The sequence below is a fragment of the Streptomyces sp. NPDC001153 genome (assembly GCF_053598315.1).
This window is the reverse complement of record NZ_JBSFJZ010000004.1, coordinates 146,649-161,896: the sequence shown is the minus strand read 5'-3', so window position 1 is coordinate 161,896 and position 15,248 is coordinate 146,649. Positions and strand designations below refer to the sequence as shown.

13 protein-coding genes are annotated in these 15,248 nt (G+C 70.6%); 5 read left to right on the top strand and 8 right to left on the bottom strand.

The window, feature by feature from the left end; all coding sequences use genetic code 11:
* Window positions 1-11: 11 nt before the first annotated feature.
* The 3 genes from ACWDEN_RS05995 to ACWDEN_RS05985 all read right to left on the bottom strand — a co-directional run bounded on the left by ACWDEN_RS05995 (window position 12) and on the right by ACWDEN_RS05985 (window position 6,145).
* Entirely contained in the window at window positions 12-3,161 is a 3,150-nt protein-coding gene (locus tag ACWDEN_RS05995; protein WP_450857509.1) for a DUF3427 domain-containing protein, read from the bottom strand.
* Between the two features lie 415 nt (window positions 3,162-3,576).
* The gene (locus ACWDEN_RS05990; RefSeq protein ID WP_450857507.1) at window positions 3,577-4,599 is read right to left on the bottom strand and encodes an SEC-C domain-containing protein; all 1,023 of its coding nucleotides are present in this window, start codon (window positions 4,597-4,599) and stop codon (window positions 3,577-3,579) included.
* A gap of 70 nt (window positions 4,600-4,669) precedes the next feature.
* Window positions 4,670-6,145, bottom strand: coding sequence for a beta-1,6-galactanase (locus ACWDEN_RS05985; protein ID WP_450857505.1), 1,476 nt, complete (start codon window positions 6,143-6,145; stop codon window positions 4,670-4,672).
* A gap of 229 nt (window positions 6,146-6,374) precedes the next feature.
* Between ACWDEN_RS05985 and ACWDEN_RS05980 the strand changes: the two genes are divergently transcribed.
* Window positions 6,375-7,172: a class E sortase gene (locus ACWDEN_RS05980; RefSeq protein ID WP_450857503.1), complete on the top strand. Its 798-nt coding sequence runs from the start codon at window positions 6,375-6,377 to the stop codon at window positions 7,170-7,172.
* A 227-nt stretch (window positions 7,173-7,399) separates the two neighbouring features.
* Here ACWDEN_RS05980 and ACWDEN_RS05975 read toward each other — a convergent pair whose 3' ends face one another.
* Window positions 7,400-8,797 carry an MFS transporter gene (locus ACWDEN_RS05975; protein WP_450857501.1) on the bottom strand — a complete coding sequence of 466 codons (1,398 nt, stop codon included), beginning with the start codon at window positions 8,795-8,797 and terminating at the stop codon, window positions 7,400-7,402.
* A gap of 175 nt (window positions 8,798-8,972) precedes the next feature.
* On the opposite strand from ACWDEN_RS05975, the gene ACWDEN_RS05970 reads away from it, so the two are divergent.
* A complete protein-coding gene (locus tag ACWDEN_RS05970) occupies window positions 8,973-9,500 on the top strand; it encodes a winged helix-turn-helix transcriptional regulator (protein ID WP_450857499.1) in 528 nt (175 codons plus the stop codon).
* A 10-nt stretch (window positions 9,501-9,510) separates the two neighbouring features.
* Here ACWDEN_RS05970 and ACWDEN_RS05965 read toward each other — a convergent pair whose 3' ends face one another.
* Window positions 9,511-10,347, bottom strand: coding sequence for a serine hydrolase domain-containing protein (locus ACWDEN_RS05965; protein WP_450857497.1), 837 nt, complete (start codon window positions 10,345-10,347; stop codon window positions 9,511-9,513).
* An 86-nt stretch (window positions 10,348-10,433) separates the two neighbouring features.
* On the opposite strand from ACWDEN_RS05965, the gene ACWDEN_RS05960 reads away from it, so the two are divergent.
* The 3 genes from ACWDEN_RS05960 to ACWDEN_RS05950 all read left to right on the top strand — a co-directional run bounded on the left by ACWDEN_RS05960 (window position 10,434) and on the right by ACWDEN_RS05950 (window position 12,561).
* Entirely contained in the window at window positions 10,434-10,745 is a 312-nt protein-coding gene (locus ACWDEN_RS05960; RefSeq protein ID WP_351614035.1) for a DUF6412 domain-containing protein, read from the top strand.
* Between the two features lie 93 nt (window positions 10,746-10,838).
* A complete protein-coding gene (locus tag ACWDEN_RS05955) occupies window positions 10,839-11,564 on the top strand; it encodes a YidC/Oxa1 family membrane protein insertase (RefSeq protein WP_450857494.1) in 726 nt (241 codons plus the stop codon).
* A 139-nt stretch (window positions 11,565-11,703) separates the two neighbouring features.
* Window positions 11,704-12,561, top strand: a complete 858-nt coding sequence (locus tag ACWDEN_RS05950; protein ID WP_351614041.1) for a fumarylacetoacetate hydrolase family protein — start codon at window positions 11,704-11,706, stop codon at window positions 12,559-12,561.
* Between the two features lie 86 nt (window positions 12,562-12,647).
* On the opposite strand, the gene ACWDEN_RS05945 is transcribed toward ACWDEN_RS05950, so the two are convergent.
* The 3 genes from ACWDEN_RS05945 to ACWDEN_RS05935 form a co-directional block, all read right to left on the bottom strand.
* On the bottom strand, window positions 12,648-13,520 hold the full coding sequence (locus ACWDEN_RS05945; protein WP_450857492.1) for an LLM class F420-dependent oxidoreductase: 873 nt from the start codon (window positions 13,518-13,520) through the stop codon (window positions 12,648-12,650).
* A gap of 86 nt (window positions 13,521-13,606) precedes the next feature.
* Window positions 13,607-14,137, bottom strand: coding sequence for a heme-degrading domain-containing protein (locus ACWDEN_RS05940; protein WP_450857490.1), 531 nt, complete (start codon window positions 14,135-14,137; stop codon window positions 13,607-13,609).
* Window positions 14,137-15,216, bottom strand: coding sequence for a Gfo/Idh/MocA family protein (locus tag ACWDEN_RS05935; protein ID WP_450857488.1), 1,080 nt, complete (start codon window positions 15,214-15,216; stop codon window positions 14,137-14,139). The genes ACWDEN_RS05940 and ACWDEN_RS05935 overlap by 1 nt, the downstream gene beginning before the upstream one ends.
* Window positions 15,217-15,248 lie beyond the last annotated feature (32 nt).

Here is a 15,248-nt window from a genome sequence, read left to right as displayed (position 1 = left end):
CGACGTGTAGGTCAGCTCGCCGTGATGGCCGAGTACGTCCACACGTCGGCGGGTAGTTCATGCGTCAGGCGCCATGTGATCGCCATCGGTTTGCTGCCGGTGTGGTCCTCGTAGGCGGCCGGGCCGAGCAGCATCCACGGCTGGGACTTGCCTATGTCGGTGTTCTTGTAGCGCCGTACGAACAGCAGGACGTGGCTACCGCGATCCTTGTGTTGCTGGTAGCGCACCCCGGTGGGGGAGTTGGCGGCCGTGGAGTTCTGGGACTCCCAGTGGAAGAGCATCGGGCTCAACGCGTAGTCCTTGTACCGGATGGTGGGCGAGAAGTCCTTCTCGTTCTTCTCCAGCGTGATGAGGAGTGCGTCGGTCTTGAGTTCCTCGACCCATTGCACACCCTGGGCGAAGGAGCGAGGCATCTGGCCGCCGAAGCGAGCCACGCCGAGGGCGGCGAGGATCTCGGATCGGTTGTACGCGCTGTGAACCTTCAGCGGGACATGGCTAAGGGGGGCGGAGAGCGGGATGGGGACGTGGTCGGCCTGCTCGATGACGTGTGAGATCACCTGTCGTAGTTCGTCCCGGAACGCCCGCTGGTCCCGCAGCGAATCCAGGCCTTCCTGATAGCTGGTGAAGCCGCCTGCGTTGTCCCAAAGGTTGAAGAACAGCATGCGGGCGTACGACTGGTCAGTGGGGCTGAGCTCCTCGTATGCCGGAGCGTCGTCCTGGAGGAGCCGGAGATAGGCCTCCGCGCGCTCCGGGTCGTCTACGTGCAGGAAGGCATGGACCCGCTTGAGTAGTGCAGCCTCTCCCGAGGGTGCGGGTTCGTCGATGAGGCCGGCGCGGCGCAGCACTGTCGTCCAGGAGTTGTCGCTTTTGTACAGCTCCTTGATCTCCCGGCGGCTTTCCCGAAGGTAACTGCCGAGGTAGGGCGTGCCGTAGGCCCTGACCTCTTTCATCAGGGTCTTCACCGTGGCACCCAGTTGGGTCCGGAGGTTGTCGATGACGAGGTCTTTCGACTTGCCCTCCAGGATGATCTGGCAGCCGGACGGCAGCTGGGGGAAGTCGTGCTCGATGTGATCAAGGAGTCGGTTCCGCGACAGGTTGGTCAGGGCTCGGAACTGTTCCTCGAAGCGGAACTCGGCCCGGTGCTGCCCGATGAAGTCGAGGACGGTGAGTACGGGCTTCGTTTCTGTGCGTCGCAGCCCCCGACCCAACTGTTGGAGGAAGACGGTGGCGCTGTTGGTGGGGCGTAGGAGGAGAAGCGTGTCGACGTCAGGGATGTCGAGGCCTTCGTTGAACAGGTCGACGGAGAAGATCACTTGGAGCTTTCCGTCGCGGAGGTCGGACAAGGCCTGGGAGCGCACTTCGGAGGGCGAGTCGCTGTCAAGCGCCACTGCCTCGAAGCCGGCCTTTCGGAAGAAGTCCGCCATGAAGTGTGCATGTGCCTTCGTCACGCAGAAGCCGAGTGCCCGCATGGCGCCTGGGTTGGAGACCTTGTCCCGGATCTGCTTCACCACGATCCGGGCACGCGCGTGGTTCCCCGTGTAGAGGTTGCCGAGCTCCTGGTCAGCGTACGAACCCTTCTGCCAGCCAAGGTTCGTCAGATCCGTGCCGTCGGGGATGCCGAAATAGTGGAAGGGACAGAGCAGGTCGTTCTCCAGGGCTTCCCAGAGCCGCATCTCAGCGGCGATCCGGCCGTCGAAGAACTCGTCCTGGACGTTGAGGCCGTCCATTCGTTCGGGGGTGGCCGTCAGGCCCAGCAGTTCCTTCGGCGTGAAGTGGTCGATGACGCGCCTATAGGTGGCGGCTGTGGCGTGATGGAACTCGTCGATGACGATGATGTCGAAGTGATCCGGTGCCAGTTGCTCAAGGCGCTGAACGTTGAGTGATTGCACGCTGGCGAAGACGTGCTGCCACTCGCGTGGATCCTGCCCTGCGTGTAGCAGCTCTCCGAAGGAAGCATCATCCAGTACCTCCCGGTAGGTACGCAGGGACTGCTTGAGGATCTCCTTGCGGTGGGCCACGAACAGCAGTCTCGGTCGACCACCCTCCGACTTGCTGCAAAGACTGCGGTAGTCGAGGGCGGCCATCACCGTCTTGCCGGTGCCAGTCGCCGCGACAAGAAGGTTCCGATGCCGTCCACGGAGCTCCCGCTCGACGGTGAGCCGCTCCAGCATGTCCCGCTGGTGGGGAAAGGGACGTACCTCGAGACCAGAAAGGCTGATCCTCAGGTCGGTGCTGGCGTTGGCGCCACTCGCCCGGGCCAGCGCTTCATCAAGGCGACCGCCGTGGAGCTCGGGATCGTACGTTTCAAAGGCGGTGTCGTTCCAGTAGGCGTCGAAGGTTGCCTCGAACTTGTTCAGGACGGCAGGTGTCGCGACGGACGACAGTCGTACGTTCCACTCCAGACCATCGAGCAGCGCCGCTTTCGAAAGGTTGGAGCTGCCGACATACGCCGTGTCGAAGCCCGTCTTTCGCCTGAACAGCCAGGCCTTGGCGTGCAGTCGAGTGGAACGGGTCTCGTAGTTGACCTTGACCGTGGCACCGAAGTCCCGGACCAGGCGGTCGAGCGCGTGACGGTCGGTGGCGCCGATGTAGGTGGTCGTTATGACGCGTATCGGCACCCCCCTTTCCCTCGCGGCGCGCAGTGAGTCCTCCAAGACACGGATGCCATACCACTTCACAAATGCGCACAGCAGGTCGATGCGGTCTGCCGTAGCCAGCTCCGCCCTGAGCTCGGCACCGAGGCTGAGGTCCTCTGGGGAGTTGGTGATGAGCGACGTCTCGGATAGAGGTGTCAAGGGGCGCAAGGCGTACGCGCCCGGAGCCTCCTGCCGCGCGAGAGTCAGAAGTTGTCGCGGTCCCTCGATGATGGAGCTGACAGCGTCGGCATTGCTCGATTCGGGAGCGTTTGTGGCAGTCACTGCCTCGAGGATGCGGTTGGCGACCTCGACGCGATCCTCGGCGGGAACGTCAGCCAACCTTCGACCGACAGCTTCACCGATGTAGCGAGCCAGGACATGGGGAGCGGACTCCGAGCTGACCTCGGCGTCAATGGCTTTCCAGCCAGCCGCCTCGAATCGCTCCAACTCGTCGCGTACGTCATGCGTGATCAGCTTCTCGTAGACGCCAGCGATCGGCTCTGATCGGCCCACCCGTTCTGCCACGGCTGCCCCCCTGATCCCTCATGCTGTGCGCGACCTTGCGCGCCGATATGGATCAGTTCTAACAGCAGCCACTGACAGGAGAGGGTCGCGTACCGAAATCAGGGCACCGGCGTCCTTCAGTGGCGGTGAGGCCGCCCGCTTCTTGATCAGTGTCGTGCTTCCGCAGGCCGCGTCAAGGGCGCTGCGCTCCGCTGCGCTCCGTTCCGCGTCGGCTGCGCCGATGGCCCTGCGGGCCACCCCTGACCCGGCCCGCTCCAGCACAGGGAAGAAGCGAGCGAGCGGCCCGGAAAGCGGGCGGACCAGGTGGGGTGGCCTCGGGGTTGGCTGTGCAGTGGGGCGGGGCTGGGCGCGCGTACGCCGAGTGGGGGCACGCCGTAGTGGGCGGTGGCCTTCGGTCTCTGTGTGGCTGCGTGCGTCAGGCAGTCGTGCCGTGGCAGTCCCCGTAGCCGCGCCCCGCCCCGCACCAACACTCCGCCCCCCGCCGCGGCGGCCAGGCAACCGCCCGCCCCCGCGCCGCCAGCGTCGTCGCATACTGCGGCAGGAGCGCGGTGTCCGCCGGGGACGAGCCCTCCGACGCCGCGAAGGCCTCGTAGGACGGGACCGTGCCCGTGACGATGCCGAGGTTTCCCGTGCCCGAGGCGGACAGCTCGCGCAGGGACGACTCTATGGTCGCGAGGTGGGTCTCGTGGGACGGGTACTCCACGGCCAGGGTCGGGTAGGCCGACAGGAGTTCCGTCAGCTCCCCCGCCGGCCAGTGGAGGACCGCTACCGGGAAGGGGCGGGAGAGGGCCTCCCTGTAGGCGCCGAGTTCGGCTTGGAGGCGGGTGATTTCCGCCTGGAGTTCGGCCGGGTTCTCCGAGCCCAGGGACCAGACGCGCTTCGGGTCGTGGAGTTCGTCCAGGGACACGGGGGACGTGTGGAGGGTGTCCGCCAGGGTGTCCCAGGTGTCGTGGGGCAGGCCCAGCATGCGGCGGACGCGGTGGCGGCCGTAGAGGAGGGGGTGGGTGGCGGGTGCGGGTTCCGTGTCGTCCCCCTCCGGCAGGAGCAGGCTCGCCCCCTCCGTGAAGGTCTCCGCCGCCGTCTCCAGCTCGTCGTGTGACTCCAGGGACTCCGCGATGATCAACCAGGGGGCCGGGTCGCGTGGGGCGGCCACGCGGATGCCCTCGATGATCGCCCTCGCCTCCGCCTCGTGGCCGTACTCCCAGAGGTTCGACGCCTTCAGGGCGCGGACCAGGGCGGGGTTCTCCAGGCCGTCGTCGGCGGACAGCAGGCGGTCGTAGAGCGCGGTGGCCGCGGGGCGGTCGCCGGACAGTTCCAGGTGGGCCGCCGCCCGCAGCAGCAGGGCCTCGGCGTCCTCGGGATACAGTCCGGCGGTCCGCTCCAGGCGTGCCGCTTCGGCGGTGTGGTCGACGTTCTCGGCAGGCGTGTCGGGGCGCATGGGGGACACCGTACTGCCGAGCGGTGACAGGAGGGAGTAAGGCCAGTTCATCGGCTTCCCTCCGCTCTCCCTACGCCGTCACTCCGTCCACTTGAAGCGTCTGGATCGACTTCGCCGCGAAGGGGACCGACAGGGTCTTGCCGGAGAGGTAGGTGTCGGAGTGCGGGGTGTAGAGGTCCGCTCCGCCCGTCGTCACCGTGTTCCAGCGGGGGACCAGGCCTCCCGAGCCGCCGGTCACCGAGGAGAAGCGGGACAGGTCGAAGGTCAGGGTCTGGGCCGAGGAGGAGGTGTTCGCCGCCACGATGACCAGGCGTTTCGTCTGTCTGTCCAGGGCCGCCGCCGCGTAGCTCGCTCCCGTGTCCAGGATCGTCATCCCGGGGCGGATGTGGCGGGTGAACTGTGCCAGTACGTAGTACTTCGTCTGGACCGCGCCCGGCTGCAGGGTGCTCGCGTCGTACGCGATCGTCGCCCAGCCGGCGCTCGGGTCCATCACCTGCCAGTGGACCCAGGCCGTGGGGTGCAGCCAGCGGAAGTCGTAGAGGAGGTTGCCGGCCAGGGTCAGGCCCGTGGCGTCGGCGTCTCCCGTCTCCGAGTTCCACAGGGCCTTGCCCGCCGTCGTCACCACGTCCGTGTAGAGCAGGTCGCGGCGGCCGCCCGAGCCCTGGTAGCCGTGCACGTTCACCCGGTCCACACAGCCCTTCGTCGTCGACGAGAAGGAGTTCCAGGTGGTGCGGGCCAGGTCGTAACTCGTCTCGTCCGACGCCGAGATCTTCGTCGCCGTCAGGCCTCGTTTGTTCAACTCGCTGCGGAGATGGGGCAGTACGGCCGCCTGGACCGTCGCGTCCATGTGGCAGCCCTCCTGGGTGCCCGTCGCCGTCCACCAGGAGGAGGACGGTTCGTTGAAGGCCTCCACCGTCGTGAAGGTCACGCCCCAGTTCTGTTGCGCGTACAGGGCCACCGACGCCAGGTGGGAGGCGTGCTGGCGGTAGTTCCAGGACTGGAGGTTGTTGCCGCCGTCCGAGGCGCCGGAGGGGTTGTGGTTGAGGCACATCCACCACATGGGGGAGTTGGCGAAGAGCTCGCTGATGGCGCCTCGTCGGGTCGCCTTCTGCAGCATCGCGCGCTGCTTCGCGTCCGCCGTCCACTTCCAGGACGAGGACGTCGGGTCCTCGTTCGTCCAGTCCTGCCAGTAGCCCTCGATCTGCTTGAAGGAGGGGATGTCGGGGGAGGCGGTCATCGACTCGCCGCCCACGCTGTTCCAGCTGCAGGCGCCCAGGTTGTAGCGGGCTATGTTCAGGCCCAGGCCGGGGAGTGACGTCCCGCTGTACGTCGTCGTCCTCGTCGTGAAGAAGATGTCGGCGAAGTCGTCCCTCGCTCCGAAGACGTTCGCCCACCAGGCCAGCGAGGTGCCCCAGCCCTCCCAAGTCCCGTAGGTGACCGACGGGTTGATGGTCGTCGTCGCGTCCGCCCGGGCCGTGCCCGTGGCCAGGGCGCTGCCCAGGGCGGCGCCGCCCGCCGCGGCCAGCAGTGTTCTGCGTCGGATCATCGCTGTCTCCGCCCTCTTCTGTTGCGGCTCCGGCAGCAGGAAGCATCGGGGGTGGCGGGTGGGGCTGTCGAGGGTTCTGACAGTGGTTTATAAAACCGGTTGAGGAAGCCGCAGGGCGCGCGCCGGGGGAGTCTGCCGGAGAGGCTGGTTCGCTTGCCGCTCTGGCCAGTTGTGCCCGTTGCACCTACCCTGCGGGCGGCCCCGTGGAGGCCCATGGAGGTGGGTGCGGATGCCGGCATGGTCGGGCGTGCGGGTCGTACGGCACAGCGATCGGCGTCGGCGTGCCCGGCGGCGGCGCGCGCTGTGGGGCGGGGCCGAGGCGCTGGTCACCGTCGGCGTGCTGCTCATGCTGCTGGTCGTGCACCAGCTGTGGTGGACCAACCGGGAGGCCCGGCGCGGCGCCGAGCGGCAGGTGCAGGCGTTGGAGCGGGAGTGGAGGCAGGAGGGGTACGGCGATGGTGGTGCGGGCCTGTCGCCCGGTTCCTCCGGCTCAGGTCCCGCCCCCGCATCGACCCCGGATCCCTCCGAGTCCCGTGCGCCGCAGCGGTCGTACGTGCCCGTCAGTCTGCCCCGGCAGTCCCAGGCGTACGCCGTGCTCACCATCCCCCGGCTCGGGCTGCGGGTTCCCGTCGCCGAGGGCGTGAGCAAGGCCGATGTGCTGAACAAGGGGTACGTCGGCCATTACCGGGGCACCCAGCAGCCGGGGCAGGCGGGCAACTTCGCGCTCGCCGGGCACCGGAACACGCACGGCGAGCCCTTCCGGTACCTGCCCCGGCTGCGGCGCGGGGACGACATCGAGGTGGAGACGCGGACGGCGACGTACACGTACGACGTCGACCAGATCCTGCCGCAGACGTCCGCCCTGGACTCGGGGGTCGTCCGGTCGATCCCGCGCTCGCTCGTCCGGCCCCGGTACGGGTACGACCAGCCCGGTTACTACATCACCCTGACCACCTGCACCCCCGAGTTCACCTCGCGCTACCGGATGGTGGTGTGGGGGAAGCTGGTGTCGATGCGGCCCCGCTGAGCGCTCCGCCGGAAGTGCCGCGATGTGCCGTCGGTCGGCTGCGGCGCCCCGTGTCGGTCGGCTGCGGCGTCCCGTGTCGGTCGGCCGCGGCCTCCCGTCGGTCCGGCTGCGGCGTCATCGGGGCTGGTCGCGTCCCACGCGGCGGAGCCGTGTATCGGCACAGCCCCGCGCCCCTTCGGGGTGCTGCCGAACCGCAGTGGACCTCGCGCAGCCTGCTGAGCGCGCCGCTACGCCCGCTCCCGCAGCACCATCACGCTCACCGCCCCCACCGCCGCCAGGCCCGCCGACACCAGCAGGGCGATGTTCGCGCCGTGGGCCAGGTTTCCGGTGGACGTGGCGAGGGCGATGGTCAGGGCCACGCCGGCGCAGGAGCCGATGTAGCGGAAGGTCTGCTGGGCGCCGGAGCCCATCGCGGCGCGTTCGCGCGGGACCGACTCGATGGCGAGCAGCGGCAGCGCGCCGTTGAGCAGGCCGCTACCGACACCGCCGATGATCAGGCCGGGCAGCAGCCGGGTCCAGGAGCCGGAGGCGACGGTGCCGAGCAGGGTCAGGACGGCGATCGTGTGCAGGGCGAAGCCGACGGCCAGTTGGGTGCGCGGGGCGATGCGGCCGGCCAGGTGCTTGACCTGGAGGGCCACCGCGAAGCTCAGGCCGGACCAGAGCAGGAACAGCCAGGCCGTGTTGATCGGGGACAGGTGGAGCGTCTGCTGGAGCAGGGCCGGCAGGAAGCTGAACATGCCGATCACCGCGAGGCCCGTGAACAGTCCGCCGGCGGCCGAGGCCAGGAAGCGGGTGTGGCGCAGCAGGCCGAGGTCGATCATCGGCGTGCCGGTCCGGTGTTCCACGGCGGCGAAGAGCGCGATCAGGAGGACGGCGGCGGCCAGCAGCAGTGCCACCGGTGCGCGGAGCCAGCCGTCGCGGCCCAGGGTCAGGGCCGCCACCAGGGCGACCAGGGCGAGGCCGAAGGTCAGGGCGCCGAGGACGTCCGGGCGGCCGCCGCGCGGGGCGCGGGACTCGGCGAGGGTCCGGGTGCCCAGCGCGGCCACGGCGACGGCGGCGGCGCCCAGGACGCCGTACGCCACCCGCCAGGTCGGCAGCGCGCCCGCGACCAGCGGGCCCACCGCGATGCCGCCGCTGACGAAGGCGCCCCACACGCCGGTCGCGTGCAGCCGGCCGCGGGGGGTGGGGAAGGCCGCCACCAGCAGGCCGAGGCTGCTCGCCAGGATCGCCGCGCTCGACGCGCCCTGAGCGATGCGGGCGAGGGTGAACTGCCAGGTGGAGGTGGTGAAGGCGCCGAGGGCGGTGGTGATGCCGAGGGCCAGGGTGCCGCCGAGGAAGATCCGGCGGCGGCCGTAGTCGTCGGCGAGGCTGCCGGCCACCAGCAGGAGGGCGGCAAGGCCGAGCGGGGTGCCGTTCAGCAGCCAGGCCTGGCCGGAGAGCGGGGTGTGCAGGGCGGCCGCCGTGTCCGGGAGCGTGACCATCGGGGCCGTGTACGTCATCAGCGCCACAGCGGTGGCCGCGCTGGTCAGGGCGAGGGTGGCCCGGGGGCGTGCGGGGGCGTCCCGGACGGTCGCCTCGCGTACGGATGCGGCGGCGGGGGTGGTGGTGGAGTCGAGCCCGGTCATGGCGTGGTCCTGTCTTTCCGGGGCCTGTGGTGCTGTGCGGATCAAGCGGTCAACCGATGGATCACTCGGGTGACCGACTCACGGTTCGGTCATTGAACTGACCTGGCTCCGCCACCGTAACACTGTCGGTTCGGTCACCGAACCAAGAAGTCGGAAAGTGGCTACAGTGGACGGCATGGCACTGGGCAAGGACTACGCGACACAGGAGTGCTCGATCGCCCGCGCGCTCGAGATCGTCGGCGAGCGCTGGACGCTGCTCGTCGTGCGGGACGCGCTCTACGGCGTGCGGCGCTACAACGACTTCCTGGTCCACCTCGGCATCCCGCGCGCCGTCCTGGCCGCCCGCCTGCAGACCCTGACCGCCGAGGGCATCCTCGAGAAGCGCCGGTACCAGGAGTCGCCGCCGCGTGACGAGTACGTCCTCACCGAGCGCGGCATCGCCCTGTGGCCCACCCTGCGCGCCCTCGGACTGTGGGGCCGCGAGCACTTCACCGAGACACAGCTGCGGTACTTCCGGCACGCCGACTGCGGCGCGGACCTCGGGCCCTACGACGAGTGCCGCGCCTGCGGGGTCGTCGTACCCGTCGCGGACGTGGTCATGGTGCCGGGCCCCGGCCTCGACCCCGACCCGGCGGACCCGGTCAGCAGGGCCCTGCTGAAGCCGAAGCGACTGCTGGAGCCGCTGGAGACGGAACCCGCCTGACCTGAACCGGTCAGGAGGCGCTTGAACCGGCGCCCCTGAGGACGTCGATGCCGGCCTGGTCGGTCGCCTCCGGGCTGCCGCCCAGCCGGTGGACGACCACCCAGCGGCCGTCCGCCATGGCCCCGGCGAAGACCGAGGCGTGGCGGGTCGCGCCGTTGTGCCAGAGCAGCGGGCCGGCCGTCTGCCAGGAGGGAGCGGGATCCCCCAGCCGGCGCTCCAGCACCAGCCGGACGAGCAGATCGGCGACCGCACGCGGGGTCGCCCACAGACCGCCCGCCGGAAGGATCGCCCCGTCCATGGTCCAGGGCCTGCGGGGCCTGCCGAGGAAACCGGGTGCCAGCAGGCGCCGGTCCGGGTCGGGGTGTGCGCTCACCTCATGGACGTCCAGCGGTCGCAGCACGTGCTCGGCGAGCAGTTCCCCGTACGGCGCACCGGCCGCGCGGGCCAGGGCCGCGCCGAGGACGGCGTACCCGAGGTTGGAGTACTCCTCCTGCTGTCCCGGCGGCCGGACCACGACCTGGTCGAGCCGCCCGAGCAGCCGGTGCAGGGCGGTGCCGTCGAACGCGGCGTACGGATCCCGGCGCCCGGTGCCGGGCGGGAGGCGCGGCAGCCCGGAGGTGTGCTCGGCCAGGTGCCGCAGCGTGATGCCGGTGCCCGGGGCGGCGGGGAGCCGGCGTTCGACCGGGTCGTCCACGTCGAGCAGGCCCGCGGCGGCCATGCGCACGAGCGCCGTACCGGTGAGCACCTTGGTGAAGGAGCCGATCTCGACGAAACGGTCCACGGCGTGACCGTCGTCGACCTGTGCCGGAGAAGTGTCGGTCAGGACGCAGGTGGGAATGCGGGGCATGCGGGGGCCCTTCAGGTGTCGGGTAGGTCTACCTGTATAAAGGGCAAAGAGGCATGGATGGTTGAGGCCGTGGGGAGGGGAGCCGAGTGGTCCGCAGTCTGACGCGCTCGCGTGCGCTCGCCCCGCTGCTGCTTGTGCTGCTGCCGGTCGTGCTGCTCGACACCGGTAACCTCTCCGCGACCGTGGCGCTCGCCGCGACCGCGGCGGCCGGGGCCGCGTTCGCCGCCTGCGCGCTGATCGCCGCCCGCTCCGTGCCCGCCGTCCCGCCCACCCGGGTCCGTACGGCGATCCGCGACCGGGCCCGGCGTACGGCCTTCCTGCCACAGCGCGATCCCGACGCGCCCGGCCGGCGCCGGCCCAGGGCACCCGGGCACGCCCTTCCGGCGACCGCCGCGTAGGGCACGTCACTCCTTCTGTCTGCGTGACCCCGCGCGGGTCGTCATGCCGATTCACTCCGTTCCGGCACGACGAGACCCCCGGAGGGCTCACCCATGTCCGTCTTCTCCCTCTTCGCCCGCCTGGTCGAGCACCTCGCCGACCTGCTCCAGCCGCTCTTCCACGCCTCCGCGGCCGCCGCCGCGATCGTCCTGTTCACCGCGCTCGTACGACTCCTGGTCCATCCGCTGTCCCGCGCCGCCGCCCGCGGCCAGCGCGCCCGCACCGCACTGCAGCCGCGTATCGCCGAGCTGCGCGAGAAGCACGCCAAGGACCCCAAGCGGCTGCAGCAGGCGGTGCTCGAACTGCACGCCGAGGAAAAGGTGTCACCGCTGTCCGGGTGCCTGCCCAGCCTGCTCCAGCTGCCCGCCTTCTTCCTGCTCTACCACCTCTTCTCCAGCCCCACGATCGGCGGCGGCAGCAACGGGCTGCTCGGCCACCGGCTGTTCGCGGCGCCGCTGGGCGGGCGCTGGGCCGACACCCTCGCCGGCGGTGGACTGTTCGGCCCCGCCGGGCTGGTCTATCTCGGGCTCTTCCTGATCGTCGCGGCCGTCGCCGCCTTCACCTACCGGCGCACCAGGCGCATGATGGCCGCGGGCCCGGTCGCGGTGGGCGCCGGGGGCGGCGAGCAGGTGCCCGGGCTCGGCGCGGTCAACAAGGTCATGCCGTTCATGTCCTTCTTCACGCTCGTCACCATCGCGGTCGTACCGCTGGCCGCCGCGCTGTACGTCGTCACCAGCACCACTTGGACCGCGGTGGAACGGGCCGTGCTGTACCGGTAGAGGGCGCGGTCACGGCCGCGGTTACGGTCCAGTACGTGAACAGGGTCTTGCGGAGTGGACGTCGCGATTGGAGGATCGACCAGTCCTCCGATGGCTGCACCCGTCGGTCGGGCGCCCGCGATCGAGGGAGATGGTGACCATGAAGCTGCTGCGAGTGGGTACGGCAGGGGCCGAGCGGCCGGCGCTGCTCGAAGCCGACGAGGCCCTGCGGGACCTGTCGGGCATCGTGGACGACATCGACGGCGCGTTCCTCGCCGACGAGGCCGCGCTCGACCGGGTACGGGCGGCTGCCGACTCCGGCGAACTGCCCTATCTGGACCCGGCGGGGCTGCGCATCGGTCCGCCGCTCGGCCGCATCGGCAAGATCGTGTGCATCGGGCTCAACTACCACGACCACGCCCGCGAGACCGGCGCCGAACCGCCCGCCGAGCCGGTGGTGTTCTTCAAGGCGCCGGACACGGTGGTCGGGCCGAACGACACCGTGCTCGTCCCGAGGGGATCGGCCAAGACCGACTGGGAGGTGGAGCTGGCGGTCGTCATCGGGCGTACGGCCCGCTACCTGTCGTCGGCCGAGGAGGGGCTCGCGCATGTCGCCGGGTACGCGGTGGCGCACGACGTGTCCGAGCGGGAGTTCCAGATCGAGCGCGGCGGCACCTGGGACAAGGGCAAGAACTGCGAGACGTTCAACCCGCTGGGGCCCTGGCTGGTGACGGCCGACGAGGTCGCCGATCCGCAGAACCTGTCGCTGAAACTGTGGGTCAACGGGGAGCTGAAGCAGGACGGTACGACGGCCCAGCAGATCTTCCCCGTGGGCGAGGTCGTGCGGTACGTCAGCCAGTTCATGACGCTGTACCCCGGCGACGTCATCAACACCGGGACGCCGGCGGGGGTGGCCATGGGGCAGCCCGAGCCGAAGCCGTACCTGAAGGCCGGGGACGTGGTCGAGCTGGAGATTCCCGGGCTCGGCCGGCAGCGGCAGGAGCTCAAGGACGCCTGAGGGGGGACGGGGGCTGCGCGAGTACGGCGGGTGCGGGTCCGTCGTGCTTTCTCGCGCAGTTCCCCGCGCCCCTGAGGTGGGAAGACTCACCCGAGCAGAGAAGCGAGCGTGCGCCATTCCTCCCTCGGGAGGCTGTCCCTGTCACCGTCGGTGATCATCTGGAGGGCCACGTGGTCCGCGCCCGCCTGGTGGAAGGTGTCGATGCGGTCGCGGATGCGGCTGTCGTCGCCCCAGGCGAAGACCGCGTCGACCAGGCGGTCGCTGCCGCCGTCGGCCAGGTCGTCCTCGGTGAAGCCGTGCCGGAGGAAGTTGTTGGTGTAGTTCGGCAGGGCGAGGTACATCGCGAGGGTGTCGCGGGCGAGGGAGCGGGCGCGGGACGGGTCGGTCTCCAGGACGACCTTCAGCTCCGGGGCGAGCAGCGGGCCGGCGCCGAGGATCTCGCGGGCCCGCGCGGTGTGTTCGGGAGTGACCAGGTACGGCACCGCGCCCGCCGCCCGGTCGCGGGACAGCTCCAGGACCTTCGGGCCGAGGGCGGCCAGCACCCGGCGGTCGGCGGGCATCCCGGCCTTGTCCAGGGCGTCGAGATAGGCGACCAGGGCCGAGTACGGGCGGCGGTACCGGTCGGCGAGCTTGGCGTGGCTCACGCCGAGGCCGAGCAGGAAGCGGCCGGGGTGTGCCGCGTCGACCTCGGCGAAGGCGGCCGCGCTGGTCCCGGCGTCGTACTGCCAGATGCTCTGGATGCTGGTGCCGACGGTGAGGCGGTCGGTCGCCTCCAGGAGGGGCACGGCGTGCCGGGCGGCGCTGCTGCCGCCCAGCCATACGGCGCCGAAGCCGAGCTCCTCCAACTCGGCGGCCGCCTCGCCCAGTTCACCGCGCCGGGAGGGGTCCTCCGCGCGCAGGCCGATGCTCCAGATGCCGTACCGGCCGATCCGGTCCTTCAGGTTGCTCACGGTGCTCATGGGTCTGTCCCTCCGGGTGGGGCCGTGACGATCACGTCTGCAGCCATTCCCAACCGGAGGGATCCCTCACGTAATCCCGGTGGGTGTCACACTTTCAGGAACTGCTCCAGCGCCTCCACGACGAACCTGTGGTCCTGCAACTGGGGCAGGCCCGAGACGGTCACCGCGCCGATGACGCCCACGTTCTCCACGTTGACCGGGAACGAGCCGCCGTGGGCCGCGTAGGTGCCGGGGTCGAGGCGGGAGGAGTCCTCGAAGGTCGTGCCCTTGGCGCGGAAGCGGGCGCCGACCAGGTAGGAGGAGGCGCCGTAGCGCTCGACGACCCGGCGCTTGCGGGCGATCCAGGCGTCGTTGTCCGGGGTGGAGCCCGGCAGGGCCGCGTGGAAGAGCTGCTGGCCGGCGCGGTGGATGTCGATGGCGACCGGGGCCTGGCGCTCCCGGGCCAGTTCGACCAGCAGCGAGCCGAGGGCCCAGGCGTCGTCGTACGTGAACCGCGGGAACACCAGGCGGCGTTCCTGCGCCTCCAACTCCTCGACGGACGGCGTGAGTTCGGGGGTGGTCCTGGGGGTGAGCTGCGGATGGTGCTGCTGGCCGTGCTGGTGCTGCTTGTGTGGCATCAGAGGGTCACCGCCACCTTGTCCGTGGCCGACCTGCGGGCCGCTTCCAGTACGTCGAGGGCGGCGGCCGCCTCCAGGGCGGTCACCGGGTTGGGGCCCTCGCCGGTCAGGGCGCGGGCGACGGCCGTGTAGTAGGCGGGGTAGTCGCCGGGCAGGGTGGGCACGGGGGTGCCGGCGCCGGTCAGCGGGGACTCGCCGGCCCCGATGCGGCCGTACAGGGACTCCGGCTCCGCGCCCCACCGGGGGCCGGGGCGCAGGCCCTCGCGCAGGGCCGCCTCCTGCGGGTCGAGGCCGTACTTCACATAGCCCGCGCGGGAGCCGAGCACCCGGAAGCGGGGGCCGAGCTGGGCGGTCGTCGCGGAGACGTAGAGGTGGGAGCGGACGCCGCTCGCGTGTGTGAGCGCGATGAAGGTGTCGTCGTCGGTCTCGGCGCCGGGGCGGCGGAGGTCCGTCTCGGCGTACACCTCGGTGGCCGGGCCGAAGAGGACCAGGGCCTGGTCGACGACATGGCTGCCGAGGTCGTAGAGCAGACCTCCGATCTCTGCCGGGTCGCCGGACTCGCGCCAGCCGCCCTTGGGCTGGGGGCGCCAGCGCTCGAAGCGGGACTCGAAGCGCCACACGTCACCCAGGTCGCCCCGGGAGACCAGCTTGCGCAGGGTCAGGAAGTCGTTGTCCCAGCGGCGGTTCTGGAAGACGGACAGGAGCAGGCCGCGCTCCTCGGCGAGGGCGGCGAGGTCGCGGGCCTCGGCCGCGGTGCCGGCCACCGGCTTGTCCACGACGACCGGCAGGCCCGCCTTCAGGGCGGCGGTGGCGAGCGGGACGTGCGTCCTGTTCGGGGAGGCGACGACGATCAGGTCCAGCTCCTCCGCGCGGTCGAACAGTTCCTCGGCGGTGGCCGCGAGCCTCACGTCCGGGAACTCGGCGCGGGCCTGCTGCTGCCGCTCCGGGTTGGAGGTGACCACGGTGTCCAGGGCGAGGCCCTCGGTGGCGGCGATCAGCGGGGCGTGGAAGACGGAGCCGGCGAGGCCGTAGCCGATCAGGCCGACGCGGAGGGGGGTGGCGGTCGTGCGTCCTGTCATGGATCCCATGGATCCACTTTCGCAACGCTGTT

What these genes read in the sequence shown, in the direction of transcription:
- ACWDEN_RS05990 (WP_450857507.1), bottom strand. Translation starts at nt 4,599, where the DNA reads ATGCGCCCCGACACGCCTGCCGAGAACGTCGACCACACCGCCGAAGCG.
- ACWDEN_RS05985 (WP_450857505.1), bottom strand. Translation starts at nt 6,145, where the DNA reads ATGATCCGACGCAGAACACTGCTGGCCGCGGCGGGCGGCGCCGCCCTG.
- ACWDEN_RS05980 (WP_450857503.1), top strand. Translation starts at nt 6,375, where the DNA reads ATGCCGGCATGGTCGGGCGTGCGGGTCGTACGGCACAGCGATCGGCGT.
- ACWDEN_RS05975 (WP_450857501.1), bottom strand. Translation starts at nt 8,797, where the DNA reads ATGACCGGGCTCGACTCCACCACCACCCCCGCCGCCGCATCCGTACGC.
- ACWDEN_RS05970 (WP_450857499.1), top strand. Translation starts at nt 8,973, where the DNA reads ATGGCACTGGGCAAGGACTACGCGACACAGGAGTGCTCGATCGCCCGC.
- ACWDEN_RS05965 (WP_450857497.1), bottom strand. Translation starts at nt 10,347, where the DNA reads ATGCCCCGCATTCCCACCTGCGTCCTGACCGACACTTCTCCGGCACAG.
- ACWDEN_RS05955 (WP_450857494.1), top strand. Translation starts at nt 10,839, where the DNA reads ATGTCCGTCTTCTCCCTCTTCGCCCGCCTGGTCGAGCACCTCGCCGAC.
- ACWDEN_RS05950 (WP_351614041.1), top strand. Translation starts at nt 11,704, where the DNA reads ATGAAGCTGCTGCGAGTGGGTACGGCAGGGGCCGAGCGGCCGGCGCTG.
- ACWDEN_RS05945 (WP_450857492.1), bottom strand. Translation starts at nt 13,520, where the DNA reads ATGAGCACCGTGAGCAACCTGAAGGACCGGATCGGCCGGTACGGCATC.
- ACWDEN_RS05940 (WP_450857490.1), bottom strand. Translation starts at nt 14,137, where the DNA reads ATGCCACACAAGCAGCACCAGCACGGCCAGCAGCACCATCCGCAGCTC.
- ACWDEN_RS05935 (WP_450857488.1), bottom strand. Translation starts at nt 15,216, where the DNA reads ATGACAGGACGCACGACCGCCACCCCCCTCCGCGTCGGCCTGATCGGC.